Below are 15,568 nucleotides of genomic sequence, written 5' to 3' on the forward strand. Positions count from 1 at the left end.
GAAAATGACCAGAATGAAATCGATCGGCGCGGCTTTTGCTGCAATTCTGTTGAGTTCCGTTGCCGCCCATGCCGGCGACGTGCGCATCATGTGGTATTCCGATGGCGGCGAAGGCGAGGTGATCAAGGATCTGCTCTCGCGCTTCTCGAAGGCCAATCCCGACGTCAACATCATCCTCGACGAGGTCTCCTACGACGTCGTCAAGGAACAGCTGCCGGTGCAGCTCGAAGCCGGGCAGGGGCCGGATATCGCCCGCCTCACCAATCTGAAGGCGCCTGCCCAGCACTGGCTCGATCTTCGCCCCTACCTCACCGACGCGAAATATTGGGAGGATAATTTCGGCGCCCAGGCAGACTGGATGCGTCCGGACGGCTCGAACGCCATCACCGGCTTCATGACACAGCTGACGCTGACCGGCGGCTTCGTCAACAAGACGCTGTTCGAGCAGGCCGGGGTCGAAATTCCCGGCCCGAAGGCCACCTGGGACGACTGGGCGGCGGCCGCCAAGAAGGTTGCCGACAGCCAGAAGGTCTTCGCCATGGCGATCGACCGCTCCGGTCACCGCGTCTCCGGCCCGAACATCTCCTACGGCGCCAACTACATCGCCGCCGACGGCAAGCCGGCGCCGATCGATCAGGGCGCCAAGGACTTCCTCAGCCGCTTCGTCAAGTGGAACGAGGACGGCACCATCAACAAGGATGTCTGGGTCAGTGCTGCCGGCACCACCTACCGCTCCGCCGCCGAGGACTTCATCAATGGCGGCCTTGCCTATCTTTATTCGGGCAGCTGGCAGGTCTCAGGCTTTGCCCAGAAGATCGGCGACAATTTCGACTGGGTGATGGCCGGAAGCCCCTGCGGCACGGCCGCTTGCACCGGCATGCAGGGCGGTGCGGGTCTGGTCGCCGTCAAATACACCAAGAACCCGAAGGACGTCGCCAAGGTGATGGATTACCTGGCAGGTGCCGACGTGCAGAAGGAGTTTGCCGAACGCAGCCTGTTCATTCCTGCGCATAAGGGCGTCGCCGCCGGCGAGATGGACTTCAAGACCGACAATCCGCATGTGCAGGCGGCGCTGAAGGCCTTCGTCGAAGCGGCCGGCCAGACGGCGGCACCCGCCATGAAGCTGCCGGGCTGGAAGTGGTCGGATGCCTATTACAGCGCCATCGTCGCCCGCATCAGCCAGGTGATCGCCGGCGAAATGAAGCTCGACGACGCCTATGCCCGCATCGACGAGGACATCAAGGCCAAGGTCGCCGGCAACTGACGGAAGAACAGATGGCGGCGAAGACGGTTTCTTCTGAACCACCGGCGAGAACCGGTCTGCGGCAGGCGCTCTTGGCGCCTGTCCGGCTTGCCATGGGGATCGTCGACATTCCCATGCGCGGCTGGCAGAAGCTGACGGGGCTGAACGGCATGGCGGGCGTCTTCCTGGCGCCCAACATGCTGATCTTCACCGTCTTCGTGCTGCTGCCGCTGGTCATCAACTTCATCTATTCGACGACGAGCGGCAGCGCCATCTTCCTGCAAAACAGGACCTATGTCGGCGCCGACCAGTACCGCATCCTCTTCGATTGCGGCAGCTATCTCGACCCCTCGACCTGTGCTGCCGACACTTTCTGGGCGGCCGTGCGCAACACCGCCGTCTTCGTCGTCTTTCAGGTCACAGTGATGCTGATCGCAGCGCTCGCAACGGCGCTGATCCTCAACCGCGAGCTTTCCAATCGCGGCTTCTGGCGCGCCGTCTTCTTCTTCCCGGTGCTGCTGTCGCCCGTCGTCGTCGGCCTGATCTGGAAATGGATCCTGCAGCGCGAAGGCCTGTTGAACTATGCGCTGAGCCCCTTCGGCTTCGAGCCCTTCTCCTGGCTCAGCGATCGTTTCTGGGCCTTCTTCTTTGCCGTCTTCGTCTCGGTCTGGGCGCATATGGGCTTTTATGCGCTGATCCTGCTCGCCGGCCTGCAGGCGATCCCGCGCGATCTCTACGAGGCGGCGGCGATGGACAGCGCCCGCCCGACCCGCATCTTCCGGCGCATTACCCTGCCGCTTCTGATGCCGAACCTCATCGTCGTGCTGGTCTTGGCGCTGATCCGCGCCGTGCAGATCTTCGACGAGGTCTTCGTGCTGACCGGCGGCGGACCGGGCACCAGCACCATGTACATCACCCAATATATCTATGAGACCGGCTTTGCGAGTTCGCTGCGCAATCCAGGACTGGCGTCGGCCGCCTCGATCCTGATGGGCATCGTGCTCGTCATCCTGACGCTGGTCCAGCTCGGCGTCAGCAGCCGCAACGAGAAGAAGGGAGCACGCCAATGAGCGCAGTCTCTGCCTTCCTGCTCCGCCGCCGCGGCCGCGGCTGGCACTGGACCGATGTGGTCACCTGGATCTGGCTGATCTCGGGCGTCTTCCTAATGTTCGGCCCCGCCGTCTGGCTGGTCTTCTCTTCCTTCAAGACGCCGGCGGCCCTTGCCGAATTCCCGCCGTCCTTCCTGCCCTATGTCACCGAACAGGCCGTGGTGCCGGGCTACGACAAGCCGTTGCCGCTCTATAATGTCGCAATGCCGGATGGCAGCACCCGCGTGCTCGCCGAAGTCCGCCGCATCGGCATCATCGGCCAGATGGTCGATCCGAAACAGCCGGGCGAAATCGTCAAGGCGAATATCAAGGACCGCACGCCGGTGCGCCAGGTCGAATTCGCCGGCGGCAACTACACCGAACCTTTCCAGCGCTTCGATTTCTTCCTGTTCCTGCGCAACTCCGTTTTCGTCACCGTCGTGGCGACGGCGATTACGCTGCTCGTCAATTCCATGGCCGCCTTCGCGCTGTCGAAATACCAGTTCCCCGGCCGCACCGCTGTCATGTTGATGATCCTGGCGACGCTGATGGTGCCGCTCTCGGTCATCGTCGTGCCGCTCTATTCCGTCATCGGCACGCTGAACCTCTTCGACAGCCTTTGGGGCGTCATCCTCCCAACGGTCGCCACCCCGACGGGCGTCTTCCTGCTCAGGCAATACATGCTGACGATTCCCGACGAATTGCTCGATGCAGCGCGCATGGACAAGGCCAGCGAATGGCAGATCTACTGGCGCATCATCCTGCCGCTGTCGGCGCCGGCTCTCGCAGTGCTGGCGATCTTCTCGGTCGTCTGGCGCTGGAACGACTTCCTTTGGCCGCTGATCGTGCTCTCGCGCAAGGAACTCTATACGCTGCAGGTCGGCCTCAACGTCTATGCCGGCGAGCTCAATGTGCAATGGCACTATATCCTCGCCATGACCGTCGTCTCGATGATCCCAGTCGTGCTGATCTTCGTCTTCCTGCAGCGCTTCATCACCACCGGCATTGCCGGCTCGGGGCTCAAATAGGCCAACCTTAAAATAAGAAACAGGAGAGTGCATGAGCGGGCTTGAGCTCAGGAACATCGTCAAGAATTTCGGCGCCGTCGAGGTCATTCGCGATGTCTCGCTTGAGGTCAACGACGGCGAGTTCGTCGCTTTCGTCGGCCCTTCCGGCTGCGGGAAATCGACGTTGTTGCGTCTGATTGCCGGCCTCGACAAGCCCACAGGCGGCAGCATCGCCATCGACGGCAAGGATGTTACCGCTATCAGCGCCGCCGATCGCGGCCTGGCCATGGTCTTCCAGTCCTATGCGCTCTATCCGCATATGAGCGTCAGGGAAAACCTCGCCTTCGGTCTCGAGAACACCAAGGTGGCGAAGGCCGAGATCGAAGCGCGCATCACCGACGCCGCACGCATGCTGGAGATCGAACCTTTCCTGCAGCGCCGCCCGGGCCAGCTCTCCGGCGGCCAGCGCCAGCGCGTGGCGATCGGCCGCGCCATCGTGCGGCGGCCGGATGCCTTCCTGCTCGACGAGCCGCTATCCAATCTCGACGCCGAACTCAGGGTCAGCATGCGTGCCGAACTGGCGGCCCTTCACGCCCGCCTGAAGGCGACGATGATCTACGTCACCCATGACCAAGTCGAGGCAATGACGCTGGCCGACCGCATCGTCGTGCTGAGAGGCGGCAGGATCGAGCAGGTGGGAACACCGCTGGAACTCTACAACAAGCCGGCCAACCGCTTCGTCGCCGGCTTCATCGGCGCGCCGCACATGAATTTTCTCGAAGGTGCGATTGTCGGTCACGAGGACGGTTTCGCTGAGGTCGAAACCGTCGGCGGCCATCGTCTTTCCGTGGTTGCCAAGGAGGCACGCCCAGCGGGCGAAAGGGTCAGCATCGGCATCCGGCCGCAGCATATCACCCTTGCCGATGCCGGCTCCGCGAGCAGGCTGGATACAAGCGTCACGCTTGTCGAGGAACTGGGCTCGGAGACCGTCGTGCACGCCGAGGCGGCCGGAAAGAAGCTGATTGCGGTCTTTGCCGGCCAGCAGCGCATGAAATCCGGCGACAGCCTGCCGCTGCATCTCGATCCCGATATACTCCACCTCTTCAGCGAGGACGGCCAGCGCCTGTCTTAACGAATGTCGCGCAAAAGTGGGCAGCGGTTTTCCATTCGAAAAGAGCGGGATGAGGAAGCGGACCGGGCGGGCAGGGAACTCGTCTGCCACTTCGTTGGCCACCGGGAGAAAGCGGAAAAATCCCGATGTTCTCCAGTACCGCCGCGTCCGCTTGGCGTGGCCCGCAACCTCGGTCCGAAAAATACGCATATCGGCGAAAAGGTTCCAGGAAAACAACCGCATTCCCCAATGCCGGAAGCCTCGATGCGGCTCGTCGGCTCTTTCCAAATCGACAGCTCGCTCTAGCTTAAAAGGGACGTGACGAAAGGAGAAAACCATGACCGACGCACCGAATACGGCGACCCCGGCGCGAAGAGTGTTGCGTGGCCGCCCCTACAGTATCGGCGAATTTGCCAGGAAATACCGCTTGGACGACAAGGAGGCAAAGCGCCTCTACGACAAGTTCGGCCCATCCGCCACCGAACTCGACCTGTTGATGGCGGCAAAGCAGCGCCCGCCGGGCCTGCCGACCAATCTCGACGCCTGACGGTCCGACATGAGGATCCGAACCGGAAGCTGCCTTTGCGGGGCGGTCGCCTACAGGGTGGACGGCGAACCGCTTCGCGTCGGCCTTTGCCACTGCGCCGATTGCCGCAAATCGAGCGGCTCCGCCTTCACCTTTTTCGCGGTCTGGCCGCGCCAGGCTTTCTCCCATAACGGCGAGATCGCTACCTTCGCCGGCCGCAGCTTCTGCCCCGCCTGTGGCAGCAGGCTTTTCTGCCTTAGGGATGACGAGGCGGAAATCCGCCTGGGGTCCCTGGACACTCCGCCGACCGACCTTGCGCCTGGTTATGAGGTCTGGATCAAGCGGCGCGAGCCTTGGCTGCATCCTTTGCCGGGCGCGGGCCAATATGCCGAGGACGCGGATTGATAGACGCTTCGGGCGCCTGAACCAGCCTTTCCTTACCAATATTTCATTTCACCCATCCGCAATTCCGTGCCAGTTCGGCGGCACGCTAATCGCCGGTTCATCTGCGTTGTGATTATTTCACCGCAGAGGCCGCAGGCGGCCACTGACGGATTGAGGACGACATGAACAAAATCGTAAGCGGCAGCGAGACCGGAGCAAAGACAGGCGCAGCATCCGATCTGGCAGCGGTCCTTGCCGCATCGGGACGGCAGGGCAAGCGTGGCCGCTGGCGCGGACGCCTGATCATCCTGCTGATTCTCATCGTTGCCGCAGCAGTCGCCGCTTATTTCTATATGGGCCGTGGGCAAAGCGAAGTGAGCTATGCCACCCAGCCGGCAAAACGCGGTGATCTGACGGTGCTCGTCACCGCCACCGGCTCCGTACAGCCGACCGAGCAGGTGGATATATCGAGCGAGCTTTCCGGCACGGTCCGCGACGTCAATGTCGATTACAACAGCACGGTCAAATCAGGCGAAGTGCTCGCCCTCCTCGATACGAATAAGCTCGAGGCGGATGTGAAGAGCTCGCGCGCCAAGCTCAATTCGGCTAAGGCGAATGTCATCAAGGCCAATGCCGATATGCAATCCGCAAGCACCTCTCTCGAGCGGTTGAAGAGCCTAGTCAGAAGCAACGTCTCCACCCAGCAGAGCCTCGACGACGCCAGCTACAAATATGATTCCGCCGTCGCCGCCAAACAGATCAACGAGGCCGAGGTCCTGGCCTCGGAGGCCGACCTGCAGCTTGCCGAGGTCAATCTCGCCAAGGCAAAGATCATCTCGCCGATCGACGGCGTCATCCTCACCCGCTCCGTCAATCCGGGCGCCACGGTCGCAGCCTCGCTTTCGGCGCCTATCCTTTTCACCATCGCCGGCGACCTGAAGAAGATGGAGCTGCAGGTCGATGTCGACGAGGCCGATGTCGGCCAGATCGCCGTCGGCCAGAAGGCGAAGTTCACGGTCGACGCCTATCCCGACCGGACCTTTCCCGCCGAGATCGAGCAGATCCGCTTCGCCTCCGAAGTGGTCAACAATGTCGTGACCTATAAGGCGGTTCTATCCGTCGACAATGCCGACCTGCTGCTGCGCCCCGGCATGACGGCGACGGCCGATGTCACCGTCGAGGCCGTCAAGGACACGCTGATGGTGTCGAACGCTGCGTTGCGCTATGCCCCGGCCCAGGCCGAAAGGCGCGGTCGCGGCATTTTCGGCATCTTCGGCCCGTCGCGCCAGCGCAACAACAATGCCGGTTCGGCGCTGACAGGCACGCAGCGCCGCGTCTGGGTGCTGCGCAACGGCCGGCCAGTGCCTGTTGTCATCCAGGTCGGCTCATCCGACGGCCAGTTCACCCAGGTCGTCTCCGGCGACATCAAGCAAGACGACGCACTGGTGATCGACGCCACGGCGCGTGCGAACTAGGCGGAGAGACGGATGGCAAGCCCGCCGCTCATCGAATTCAGACAGGTCTCGAAAATCTATGGCGAGGGCGAGGCGGCGATCCGCGCGCTCGACCACGTCGACCTTGCGATCAACGCCCATGAATTCGTCGCGATCATGGGGCCGTCAGGCTCAGGCAAGTCGACGGCGATGAACATTCTTGGCTGCCTCGACGTGCCGAGCGCCGGCGACTACATCTTCGAGGGCATTCCGACCAGCGGCTTCGACCGCAGCCAGCTGACGCTGCTGCGCCGCCATATGCTGGGCTTCGTCTTCCAGGGCTTCAACCTCCTGTCGCGCACCTCGGCCGTCGAAAATGTCGAGCTGCCGCTGATTTATCGCGGCATGGCGGTGCGCGAGCGGCGCGAACGGGCCCGCGAGGCGCTGGCGCTGGTCGGTCTCACCGGGCGCGAACATCACAAGACACAGGAACTGTCAGGCGGCCAGCAGCAGCGTGTCGCCATCGCCCGCGCCATCGTTACCGAGCCGGCACTGCTGCTCGCCGATGAGCCCACAGGCAATCTCGACACGAAGACCAGCGTCGAAATCATGGATCTGATGACGCGGCTGAACCGCGAGCAGGGCATCACCATCGTTATGGTCACCCACGAGCCCGATATCGCCGCCTATGCGCAGCGGCTGCTGCGTTTCGTCGACGGCAAGCTGGAGACGGAAGTCGAGCACCGGAGGAGGGCGGATCATGTTCTTTGAGACGCTGAAGCTGGCGCTGCGGGCCATTAGCCGCAACATGCTGCGCTCGTTCCTGACCGTGCTCGGCGTCGTCATCGGCGTTGCCGCCGTCATCGCGCTGGTGACGATCGGCAACGGCACGACTGCGCAGGTCTCGACCGAGCTGTCGCGACTCGGCACCAACATGCTGTTCGTCCGTCCCGGCCAGTTCGGCCCCGGCCGGGCGAGTTCCGAGGCCAAGCGCTTCAGCGTCAAGGACGTCGCGGCGATCCGCGACCAGATCGGCGGCCTCAGGGCCGTGGCGCCGCTCAATCAGTCGACGGCGACGGTGATCTTCGGCGGCCAGAACCATTCCACAAGCGTCTCCGGCACCACCAACGATTATTTCATCGCACAGGATTGGAACCTGGCGCTCGGCCGCAATTTCACCCCTGCCGAGGAACGCGGCCAGGCGCGCTGTATCATCGGCGAAACGGTGCGCTCGCAGCTTTTCGGCAGCGCCGACCCAACAGGCCAGCAGATCCGCGTCGGCAAGGTCTCGTGCCCCGTCATCGGCGTACTCGCCAAGCGCGGCCAGTCCGGCATGGGCAACGACCAGGACGATGTCGTCATCATGCCGGTCAAGGTGTTCCAGCGGCGCATCAGCGGCAGCAGCAACGTGCCGCAGATCATTATCTCGGCGCGCGACGGCGTGTCGACCGCCAAGGTGCAGTCCGATGTCGAAAATCTCCTGCGCGAGCGCCGCAAGATCGTGCCCGGCCGCCAGGACGATTTCAACGTCAACGACATGACCCAGATCGCCGCGGCGATGACCGGCACGACGACGCTGCTGACCGGCCTGCTCGGCGCCGTCGCTGCGATCAGCCTGCTCGTCGGCGGCATCGGCATCATGAACATCATGCTGGTCTCCGTCACCGAGCGCACCCGCGAGATCGGCATCCGCCTGGCGATCGGCGCGCTCGAAAACCAGGTGCTCACCCAGTTCCTGGTCGAGGCGGTGGCACTGTCGCTGTTCGGCGGCATCACCGGCATCATACTGGGCCTCGGCCTCGGCTTCGGCACCGTGACGCTCCTGAAAGTCCCCTTCGTCTTCAGCCCCCTAATGGTCGCCGTCGCCTTCCTCTTCTCCGCGGCGATCGGCATGATCTTCGGCTATTTCCCGGCGAGAAGGGCCGCGCAGTTGAACCCTATTGAGGCGCTGCGGCACGAGTGAGAGACGCCGCAAGCGCTATAGCGATGCGAGGGCGCGTGCCATGCGTCCGAGCGCTTCCTTGAGGATTGAGCGCGGACAACCGACGTTTAGGCGGATGAATCCTTCTCCACCCGGGCCATAGACCCGCCCGTCGTAAAGGTTGACCCCGGCCCGGTCGACGAAGAATCGATGGATTCCTTCCACTTTTACGTCCAACTCTCGCGCATCCAGCCACACCAGATATGACGCGTCAGGTCTCATGGGTGTGATACCCGGAAGATTGCTGCCCGCTATGATCGAGACGAGATTGACGTTTTCGCGAATATAAGGTGTAAGGCTGTCAAGCCATTGATCGCCCGAGCTATACGCGACTTCAAGAGCCAGCCGCCCGAAATAGTGAGCGTTCAGCATGAACGATGCTTGCATGACCTGGAACAGTTCCTCGCGGCGCTTCCGGTCAGCAACGGAAACGGTAGCCGCAGGTACGCCGGCCAGGTTAAATGTCTTGGTTGGTGCTGTGCAGATGAAGGATTTTGCCGCAGCGGCTTCATCGAGAGAGGAGAATACGATATGAGGACGATCGCTTAGTCGAATGTCGCAGTGAATGTCGTCGGAGATGACCAGGATGCCGTAGTGCTCACATATGGTGTCGAGGCTCTTCAGCTCCTCACGTGTCCAGGCCTTTCCGGCAGGGTTGTGCGGATTGCACAATAAAAATGCGCGGGCGCCGTTCGCAGCTTGCCGTTCGAAGTCCTCCAGATCGAGCTCGTACGCGCCGTTCGTAAGTCTCAGGCGGTTGATCAGGAGCTTCCTGCTATTCTCGCGGACGACTTGGAAATATGGGGAATAGACCGGTGCCTGGACGATGACGCCGTCACCAGCTTGCGTAAAGGTCCGCAAGATGGCTGCGACGGAGGGCATGATTGCCGGAGCAGGAAGCAGCGTCTCGATATCCACATTCCAGCCGTGGCGGCGCTTGAACCAGGATTTTATGATTTCGTAGTGGTGCGGATCGCGCTTGGTATAGCCATAGATGCCATGATCAACGGCCTCGCGCAGGCGTGCAATCACCGGTTCCGGCGCACGAAAATCCATGTCGGCCGTCCAAAGCGATATCAATCCGTCACCCTCGACGCGGGGAGAGAATTCGTCCCATTGATTGGCCCATTTCGCCGAGCCGAATTGGCTACGGTCGTGGACAACGTCAAAATTCGGCTCCTCGGCGCCCAGTTTCCTGGTCGCCGGTGCACGGGAATGTGTCATCGGTTGGATTCCTAGTGCCAATGTGTGCGCAAGCCGCGCGTTGAATGAGCGGGACAATCGCCTCTGTCGCAGGAACTGCCCAGCGGCTGCTGTGATGTCGCCAGTGGCGTCTACTTCGGATTGTTCAACATCCGCACTTCCTATGATTTGTGACCGCGCGCGAGATGACTTTCCACGGACATGGAATACCGAGACATCCCGAAACAGAAGATCCAGTAGATAACCGCCGCGAAAAGATAACCGGTTGACGAGATAGTCGGTCCCGCCCAGTTCGGATCGATACGGGCGGTTTCGACCGCTCGCAGAAAGTCTGCAATGCCGACGATTGCGACGAGCGTCGTGTCCTTGAATAGTCCAATGAATGTCGAAACGATGCCGGGAATGACGATCGCGAGCGCTTGAGGCAGGATGACGAGCCTCATGCTCGTGAAGTACCCGAGGCCCAGCGCCTGAGCCGCTTCATATTGCCCTTTGGAGATTGCCTGCAGTCCGGCACGAACGACTTCCGCCATGTAAGCCGCCGAGAAGAGGGCGGTGCCGATCATTGGGCGAAGAAGCCTGTCCGGCGTGAGCGCCTCGGGCACAAACAGGGGCATCATGAAGTTCGCCATGAACAGTACGGTGATGAACGGTACGCCTCGCACAACTTCGATATAAAAGACGCAAACGGCCTTGACGATCGGGAGCTCGGAACGTCTGCCGAGTGCGAGAACGATACCGAGCGGCAGCGAAAACACGATCCCGACGATGGACATCAACAGCGTGATCATCATTCCGCCCCAGAGGGTGGTGTCTACTATCGGTAAGCCCATAGATTCAACGCCACGAAGCAGCGCAAACGTCGCAATGGGATAAATTCCAAAAAACAGCGATGCCGCCATGTTACGATGTGGCGCGCTCCGCCATAGGAGCCACCCGACCAAGGCAGCACCAATCAGCTGCGTTACGTCGACCCGCCAGCGCTCGGTTGCCGGATATGCGCCGTACCGTAGATAGTTCAGTTTAGCGGCGACAAACGACCAGCATGCGCCGTCTGGATTGGCACGGCAGGTTTCGCTGTCACCGCTCCACACGGCATTTATCAAGGCAAAGCTCAGGAATAGCCAAACGAGCCAAACCGCCAGCCCGGTGAAGCACACGGTTAAAAGGCATGAGAAGGGACTCGAGAACAGGTTCGTCTGCACCCAAGTCATAGGGCCGGGCTGGATTCCGGGCGGCGGAGCGACAGCAGGAATGTATTCATGTCGATATGCAGCCGGCGCATGAAGAGCTTCATTCATCTCATCTCTCCACGAGCGCAAAACGTTGGTTAAAGGCGTTCATGGCGGCCGATGTGATCAAAGAGATGACGAGATAGACCGCGAGCGTTATGGCCATCACCTGGACCGCCGCCCCCGTTTGATTGAGGACCGATCCCGCAAAGACCTGAACGAGGTCGGGATAGCCAATAAAAACAGCAAGCGATGAGTTTTTGATCAAGTTCAGATATTGACTGGTCAGTGGCGGAATGATGATCCGCAATGCTTGCGGAACCACAACCAGGCGTAACGTTTTGCCGTCCGGCAGACCGAGCGCATGGGCCGCTTCTGTCTGTCCCTTCGAAACGGCTTGAATGCCGCCGCGGACGATCTCAGCGATAAATGACGCCGTGTAAACAGAAAGGCCGATGAGCAGGGCGGCAAATTCGGGGTAGATTTGCTGGCCACCACGGAAGTTGAAACCCTTCAACTCCGGATAGGTGAAGGTCACGGGACTGCCCATTGCTAAATAAGCAAGCAGCGGTGACCCAACGAGGGCGAGTATGCTGACTAGGAGGATTGGAAGCTGCTTGCCGGTTCGCTTCTGGACGGTCCGGGCGTAGGCCCCGAATGCAACAGCAACAGCTATCCCGACAGCGATTGCGACGCCGACCCAGCTGGCGCCGGCCTGAAGTTCAACCGCTGGCATTATGACCCCGCGATTGTTGAGGTATATTCCCCCTGGAAGGGAGATCGATGCCTTTGGAGCGGGCAGCGGCTTGAGGACTGCGTTGTACCAGAACAGAAGCTGAAGCAGCAGCGGGATATTTCGGATGACTTCGACATAGGAGGTCGCGACTTTGGCCGCTATCCAGTTGCGGGAAAGGCGTGAAACGCCGATCAGGAAACCGATAATCGTAGCAAAAACGATGCCGAGTACACTTACCAGGAGCGTGTTCGCAACACCTACCCAAAAGGCCTGTCCATAGGTGGACAGGGTGTCGTATGGGATCAGCGTCTGGTTGATCTGAAATCCTGACGTTTGGTTCCAGAAATCAAATGTGAGAGGAATGCCGCGTCGTTTCATGTTGGAAACGGTTTGGGTTGCAACCGCAGCGAGGATCACTGACAGGCTCACCGCCAACGCGGCTTGATAGGCGATGCCACGGACCTTTTTGTCATGCAACGAGAAGGTTTTGCGCACATAAATTGGCTGAGATATGTCAACCATTCGTTCCTCCCAACTAGGAAGAGGCCGCCGATTCTCCTGGCGGCCTCGTATCAACGGATGGGAGGCGCGTACTGAAGGCCGCCGGCGTTCCAGAGCGCATTCACACCACGTTCTATCTTCAAGGGAGATTCCTTGCCGATCGAACGCTCGAAAATGTCGGAATAATTGCCGACCTGCTTGATGATGTCCTGAGACCAGGTCTCACCGAGCCCGACGTCTTTGCCGAAGCTTCCTTCGACGCCCAGGAGACGGCGAATATTCGGATCGTCGGAATTTTTCATCTCGTCGACGTTTTTCGAGGTTATGCCGAACTCTTCTGCAGCGAGCATGACATTGAGAGTCCACTTGGCGATGTTCAGCCAATGGTCGTCACCTTGGCGGACGGCTGGCCCCAGCGGCTCCTTCGAAATGATTTCCGGGAGCACGACGTTCTCGTCGGGCTTCGCCATACGGATACGCGCAGCGTTCAGGCTCGAAGTGTCTGCGGAGAAAACGTCACAACGCCCTTCCTCATAGGCCTTGATAACAGCCTCTTCATCCGCGAAACCGACGGCGCTATAGGTCATGCCGTTGATGCGGAAATAGTCGGCCAGATTCAATTCGGCGGTCGTCCCCTGCGAAACGCAAATCGATGCGCCGTCCAGACCCTTGGCGGACTGAATATTCTCCGACTTGCGAACCATGAAGCCCTGGCCGTCATAAAAATAAACTCCAGCGAAGATGATGCCGAGGGAAGTGTCTCGCGAGGACGTCCAAGTCGCATTGTGAGCCAGGATGTCGATCTCACCGGATTGGAGCGCGGTAAACCGATCCTTGGCGTTGAGCGGGATAAACTTGACCTTCGTTGCATCCCCGAGGATGGCAGCGGCCACGGCGCGGCAGTAGTCGACGACGAAGCCTGTCCACTTCCCATCGTTGTCAGGAACGCTGAAACCCGCCGTTGCCGGGTTCGTCCCGCATGTGAGGATGCCCTTTGCTTTGACATCGTCTAAGGTTCCCGCCGAAACGGGATATGCACAGGCGGCAATTACCGCGCCGAGAATACCAGCCACTAAATTTCGCATAAATGGATCCCCTTTTTTGAATTCTGCCAAAGAGGGTGGCTCGCTGAGGACTAAACTGTCAAATTGGTTGTCGTCATTCGATTTATGAATGAGATTCATACGAACATCAGGCCCCGGTGGATGCGTCAAAGCTGACGACCTAGTTGGCGCTCCTCGTCACGCGATAACGTTGTTTGCCAATATGGCTTCATTTTTTCTGATTTGAGCCGCGTGATACAGTTCAGTTATGAGGCGACGCAACCAAAGGCTTCCCTGATCGGCAGCCATCTGCCGGTGAACCACGAGACTTGCGCTGACGGAAGGAATGGGTATGGGCGGAGAGAGAAGTGTTATCTCGTTTGCTTCGTCAAGAATCTGAAAAATACCGTCGCCACAATGCGTGATCAGGTCCGTCCCCCTGAGCGCCAACGGCATCACTAGGTAGTTCGAAATGGTTGCTACGACCTTTCGCCTAAGCCCACGCTCTTTAAGTGCAGCATCTGCCAAACCCTCAGATAAACCATCGGCGGAAATTTGAAGGTGAGATGCCGAAAGATACTGCTCCAAACCTAATGGAGCCCTGGCGATCTGGCTGCCACTCCAAACAGCGCAGAGGATTCTGTCCTGCCCGAGCTCGGTTTTAGTCAGGTTGGGGTCGTCCTTCAGACTCGCGCCCGTCAAAGTGCAATCAACCTGTCGGAAGTAGTCTGCGCTTTCGGATTCAGCCCGATTTGCAGGTATGACATTCAGGGTCGCATATGGCGCCTGTCTGGAGAATTCTCGAATGAGGCCTGGGATGAAGATCATCGCATGATAGTCAGTGAGCCCCACGCGAAACTTTCGTTCTGTCGTTGCAGGGTCGAAGACATTATACCGCCCAATCAACGTGCGAATTTTTCCGAGAGAGTCAGATAGGTCCCCGATAAGCTCCAATGCGCGAGGCGTGGGCCTCATCAATCCGCCGTCGCGTGTGAACAGCTCGTCCTTAAATACGATGCGCAATTTCGAGAGCGAGTGACTGACTGCGGATTGGGTCCGGCCCAATTGATCGGCAGCGCGCGTAACGCTCCTTTCCCGCATCAGAACATCAAAGACGCGCAGGAGATTAAGGTCAACGTTGTCGGGAGACATTGCGAGCTCCATGAAACCGGTTCATGAGGAGCATCGAAGCATTTCGCCAGGCGCATGACAATCGTAAGGTGACAAGGGACAATTTCTGTTGAGATACGATGGCGCGGACCGCCGGTCCGCGCTGTCACGAAGACGCCCCTTCGTCGGAGCACTCAATCTTGAGAGCGTCCATTCATTTATCTCCGTGGGGATATACCAGTACGGCTTGCCGTGCGTTTTCCAGCATGCCAGAATTTGATATATCAGTGGGGCACGGTTGTTTGCATGCAGACTTCACAAAGCCATCTTGCCTATCTCGCGCTGGAGCATCTGATCGTGACGCTGGCGTTGAAGCCCGGCGCGCTGGTCACTGAAAAGCAGCTGATCGATATGGCGGGCCATGGGCGTACGCCGGTGCGCGAGGCGATCCAGAAGCTTGCCTGGCAGGGGCTGATCCTGGTGAAGCCGCGCGTCGGGCTGCAGATCGCCGAGATCGCGGCTGAGGATCATCGCAATGTCATGCAGGTGCGCCGCGAGCTGGAGCCGATCGCGGCAAGCCTTGTTGCTGAACATGCAAGCGACGAGCATCGCGCGCGCCTCATCGATTGCGCCCGCGCGATGGAGGAATGCGCCGTCACCGGCGATCTCGCCGGCTTCTTCGCCGCCGACAAGGCCTTCGACGAAATCCTTGAAGATGCCTGCCCGAACGGCTTCATCACGGCAGCACTCGGCCCGGTGCAGACGCATTCGCGCCGCCTCTGGTACTCCAAGGCGAGCCCGGAGCGCATGGATCGCGCCATCGCGCTACACGTCGCCGTCATCCGCGCCATCCATCAGGGCAGGTCGGATGAGGCGCGCGCCGCCATGGCGGTCCTGATCGATTACCTCAGCCAGACATAGAAGCCGCTCCGTTTCCGGAGCCGCCACAGGTCTGATTGTCAGAAATGTT

The 15,568-nt window shown here is 60.2% G+C and carries 15 protein-coding genes; 10 read left to right on the forward strand and 5 right to left on the reverse strand.

Going from position 1 to position 15,568, the window contains the following annotated elements:
• Positions 1–4: 4 nt before the first annotated feature.
• From RWK44_RS06135 to RWK44_RS06175, 9 genes are all read left to right on the forward strand, one after another.
• A complete protein-coding gene (locus RWK44_RS06135) occupies positions 5–1,264 on the forward strand; it encodes an ABC transporter substrate-binding protein (RefSeq protein WP_316028547.1) in 1,260 nt (419 codons plus the stop codon).
• Positions 1,265–1,275: 11 nt separating this feature from the next.
• Entirely contained in the window at positions 1,276–2,313 is a 1,038-nt protein-coding gene (locus RWK44_RS06140; RefSeq protein ID WP_316028548.1) for a carbohydrate ABC transporter permease, read from the forward strand.
• Positions 2,310–3,359: a carbohydrate ABC transporter permease gene (locus tag RWK44_RS06145; RefSeq protein WP_003539547.1), complete on the forward strand. Its 1,050-nt coding sequence runs from the start codon at positions 2,310–2,312 to the stop codon at positions 3,357–3,359. The genes RWK44_RS06140 and RWK44_RS06145 overlap by 4 nt, the downstream gene beginning before the upstream one ends.
• Before the next feature lie 31 nt (positions 3,360–3,390).
• Positions 3,391–4,470 (forward strand): ABC transporter ATP-binding protein, encoded by a 1,080-nt coding sequence (locus RWK44_RS06150; RefSeq protein WP_131666037.1) that lies wholly within the window; start codon positions 3,391–3,393, stop codon positions 4,468–4,470.
• Between the two features lie 316 nt (positions 4,471–4,786).
• Entirely contained in the window at positions 4,787–4,996 is a 210-nt protein-coding gene (locus RWK44_RS06155; protein ID WP_077981036.1) for a hypothetical protein, read from the forward strand.
• Between the two features lie 9 nt (positions 4,997–5,005).
• Positions 5,006–5,380, forward strand: coding sequence for a GFA family protein (locus RWK44_RS06160; RefSeq protein WP_316028549.1), 375 nt, complete (start codon positions 5,006–5,008; stop codon positions 5,378–5,380).
• Positions 5,381–5,541: 161 nt separating this feature from the next.
• Positions 5,542–6,834, forward strand: coding sequence for an efflux RND transporter periplasmic adaptor subunit (locus tag RWK44_RS06165; protein ID WP_316028550.1), 1,293 nt, complete (start codon positions 5,542–5,544; stop codon positions 6,832–6,834).
• A gap of 12 nt (positions 6,835–6,846) precedes the next feature.
• Positions 6,847–7,563: an ABC transporter ATP-binding protein gene (locus tag RWK44_RS06170; RefSeq protein ID WP_003539566.1), complete on the forward strand. Its 717-nt coding sequence runs from the start codon at positions 6,847–6,849 to the stop codon at positions 7,561–7,563.
• Positions 7,553–8,755, forward strand: coding sequence for an ABC transporter permease (locus tag RWK44_RS06175; RefSeq protein WP_072638506.1), 1,203 nt, complete (start codon positions 7,553–7,555; stop codon positions 8,753–8,755). Before RWK44_RS06170 ends, RWK44_RS06175 begins: the two co-directional genes overlap by 11 nt.
• Before the next feature lie 15 nt (positions 8,756–8,770).
• Here the strand turns inward: RWK44_RS06175 and RWK44_RS06180 are convergent, their stop codons facing one another.
• From RWK44_RS06180 to RWK44_RS06200, 5 genes are all read right to left on the reverse strand, one after another.
• On the reverse strand, positions 8,771–9,997 hold the full coding sequence (locus tag RWK44_RS06180) for a MalY/PatB family protein (RefSeq protein ID WP_077981033.1): 1,227 nt from the start codon (positions 9,995–9,997) through the stop codon (positions 8,771–8,773).
• A 140-nt stretch (positions 9,998–10,137) separates the two neighbouring features.
• On the reverse strand, positions 10,138–11,277 hold the full coding sequence (locus RWK44_RS06185; protein ID WP_131666039.1) for an amino acid ABC transporter permease: 1,140 nt from the start codon (positions 11,275–11,277) through the stop codon (positions 10,138–10,140).
• A 1-nt stretch (position 11,278) separates the two neighbouring features.
• Entirely contained in the window at positions 11,279–12,466 is a 1,188-nt protein-coding gene (locus RWK44_RS06190) for an amino acid ABC transporter permease (RefSeq protein ID WP_131666040.1), read from the reverse strand.
• Between the two features lie 50 nt (positions 12,467–12,516).
• A complete protein-coding gene (locus tag RWK44_RS06195; protein ID WP_077981030.1) occupies positions 12,517–13,530 on the reverse strand; it encodes an amino acid ABC transporter substrate-binding protein in 1,014 nt (337 codons plus the stop codon).
• 156 nt (positions 13,531–13,686) lie between these two features.
• Positions 13,687–14,640 (reverse strand): LysR family transcriptional regulator, encoded by a 954-nt coding sequence (locus tag RWK44_RS06200; RefSeq protein WP_165504464.1) that lies wholly within the window; start codon positions 14,638–14,640, stop codon positions 13,687–13,689.
• A 264-nt stretch (positions 14,641–14,904) separates the two neighbouring features.
• Between RWK44_RS06200 and RWK44_RS06205 the strand changes: the two genes are divergently transcribed.
• Positions 14,905–15,519 carry a GntR family transcriptional regulator gene (locus tag RWK44_RS06205; RefSeq protein WP_077981028.1) on the forward strand — a complete coding sequence of 205 codons (615 nt, stop codon included), beginning with the start codon at positions 14,905–14,907 and terminating at the stop codon, positions 15,517–15,519.
• Positions 15,520–15,568: the final 49 nt, after the last annotated feature.

The sequence above is a fragment of the Rhizobium sp. 25PS6 genome (genome assembly GCF_032464655.1).
Lineage (GTDB): Bacteria > Pseudomonadota > Alphaproteobacteria > Rhizobiales > Rhizobiaceae > Rhizobium > Rhizobium laguerreae.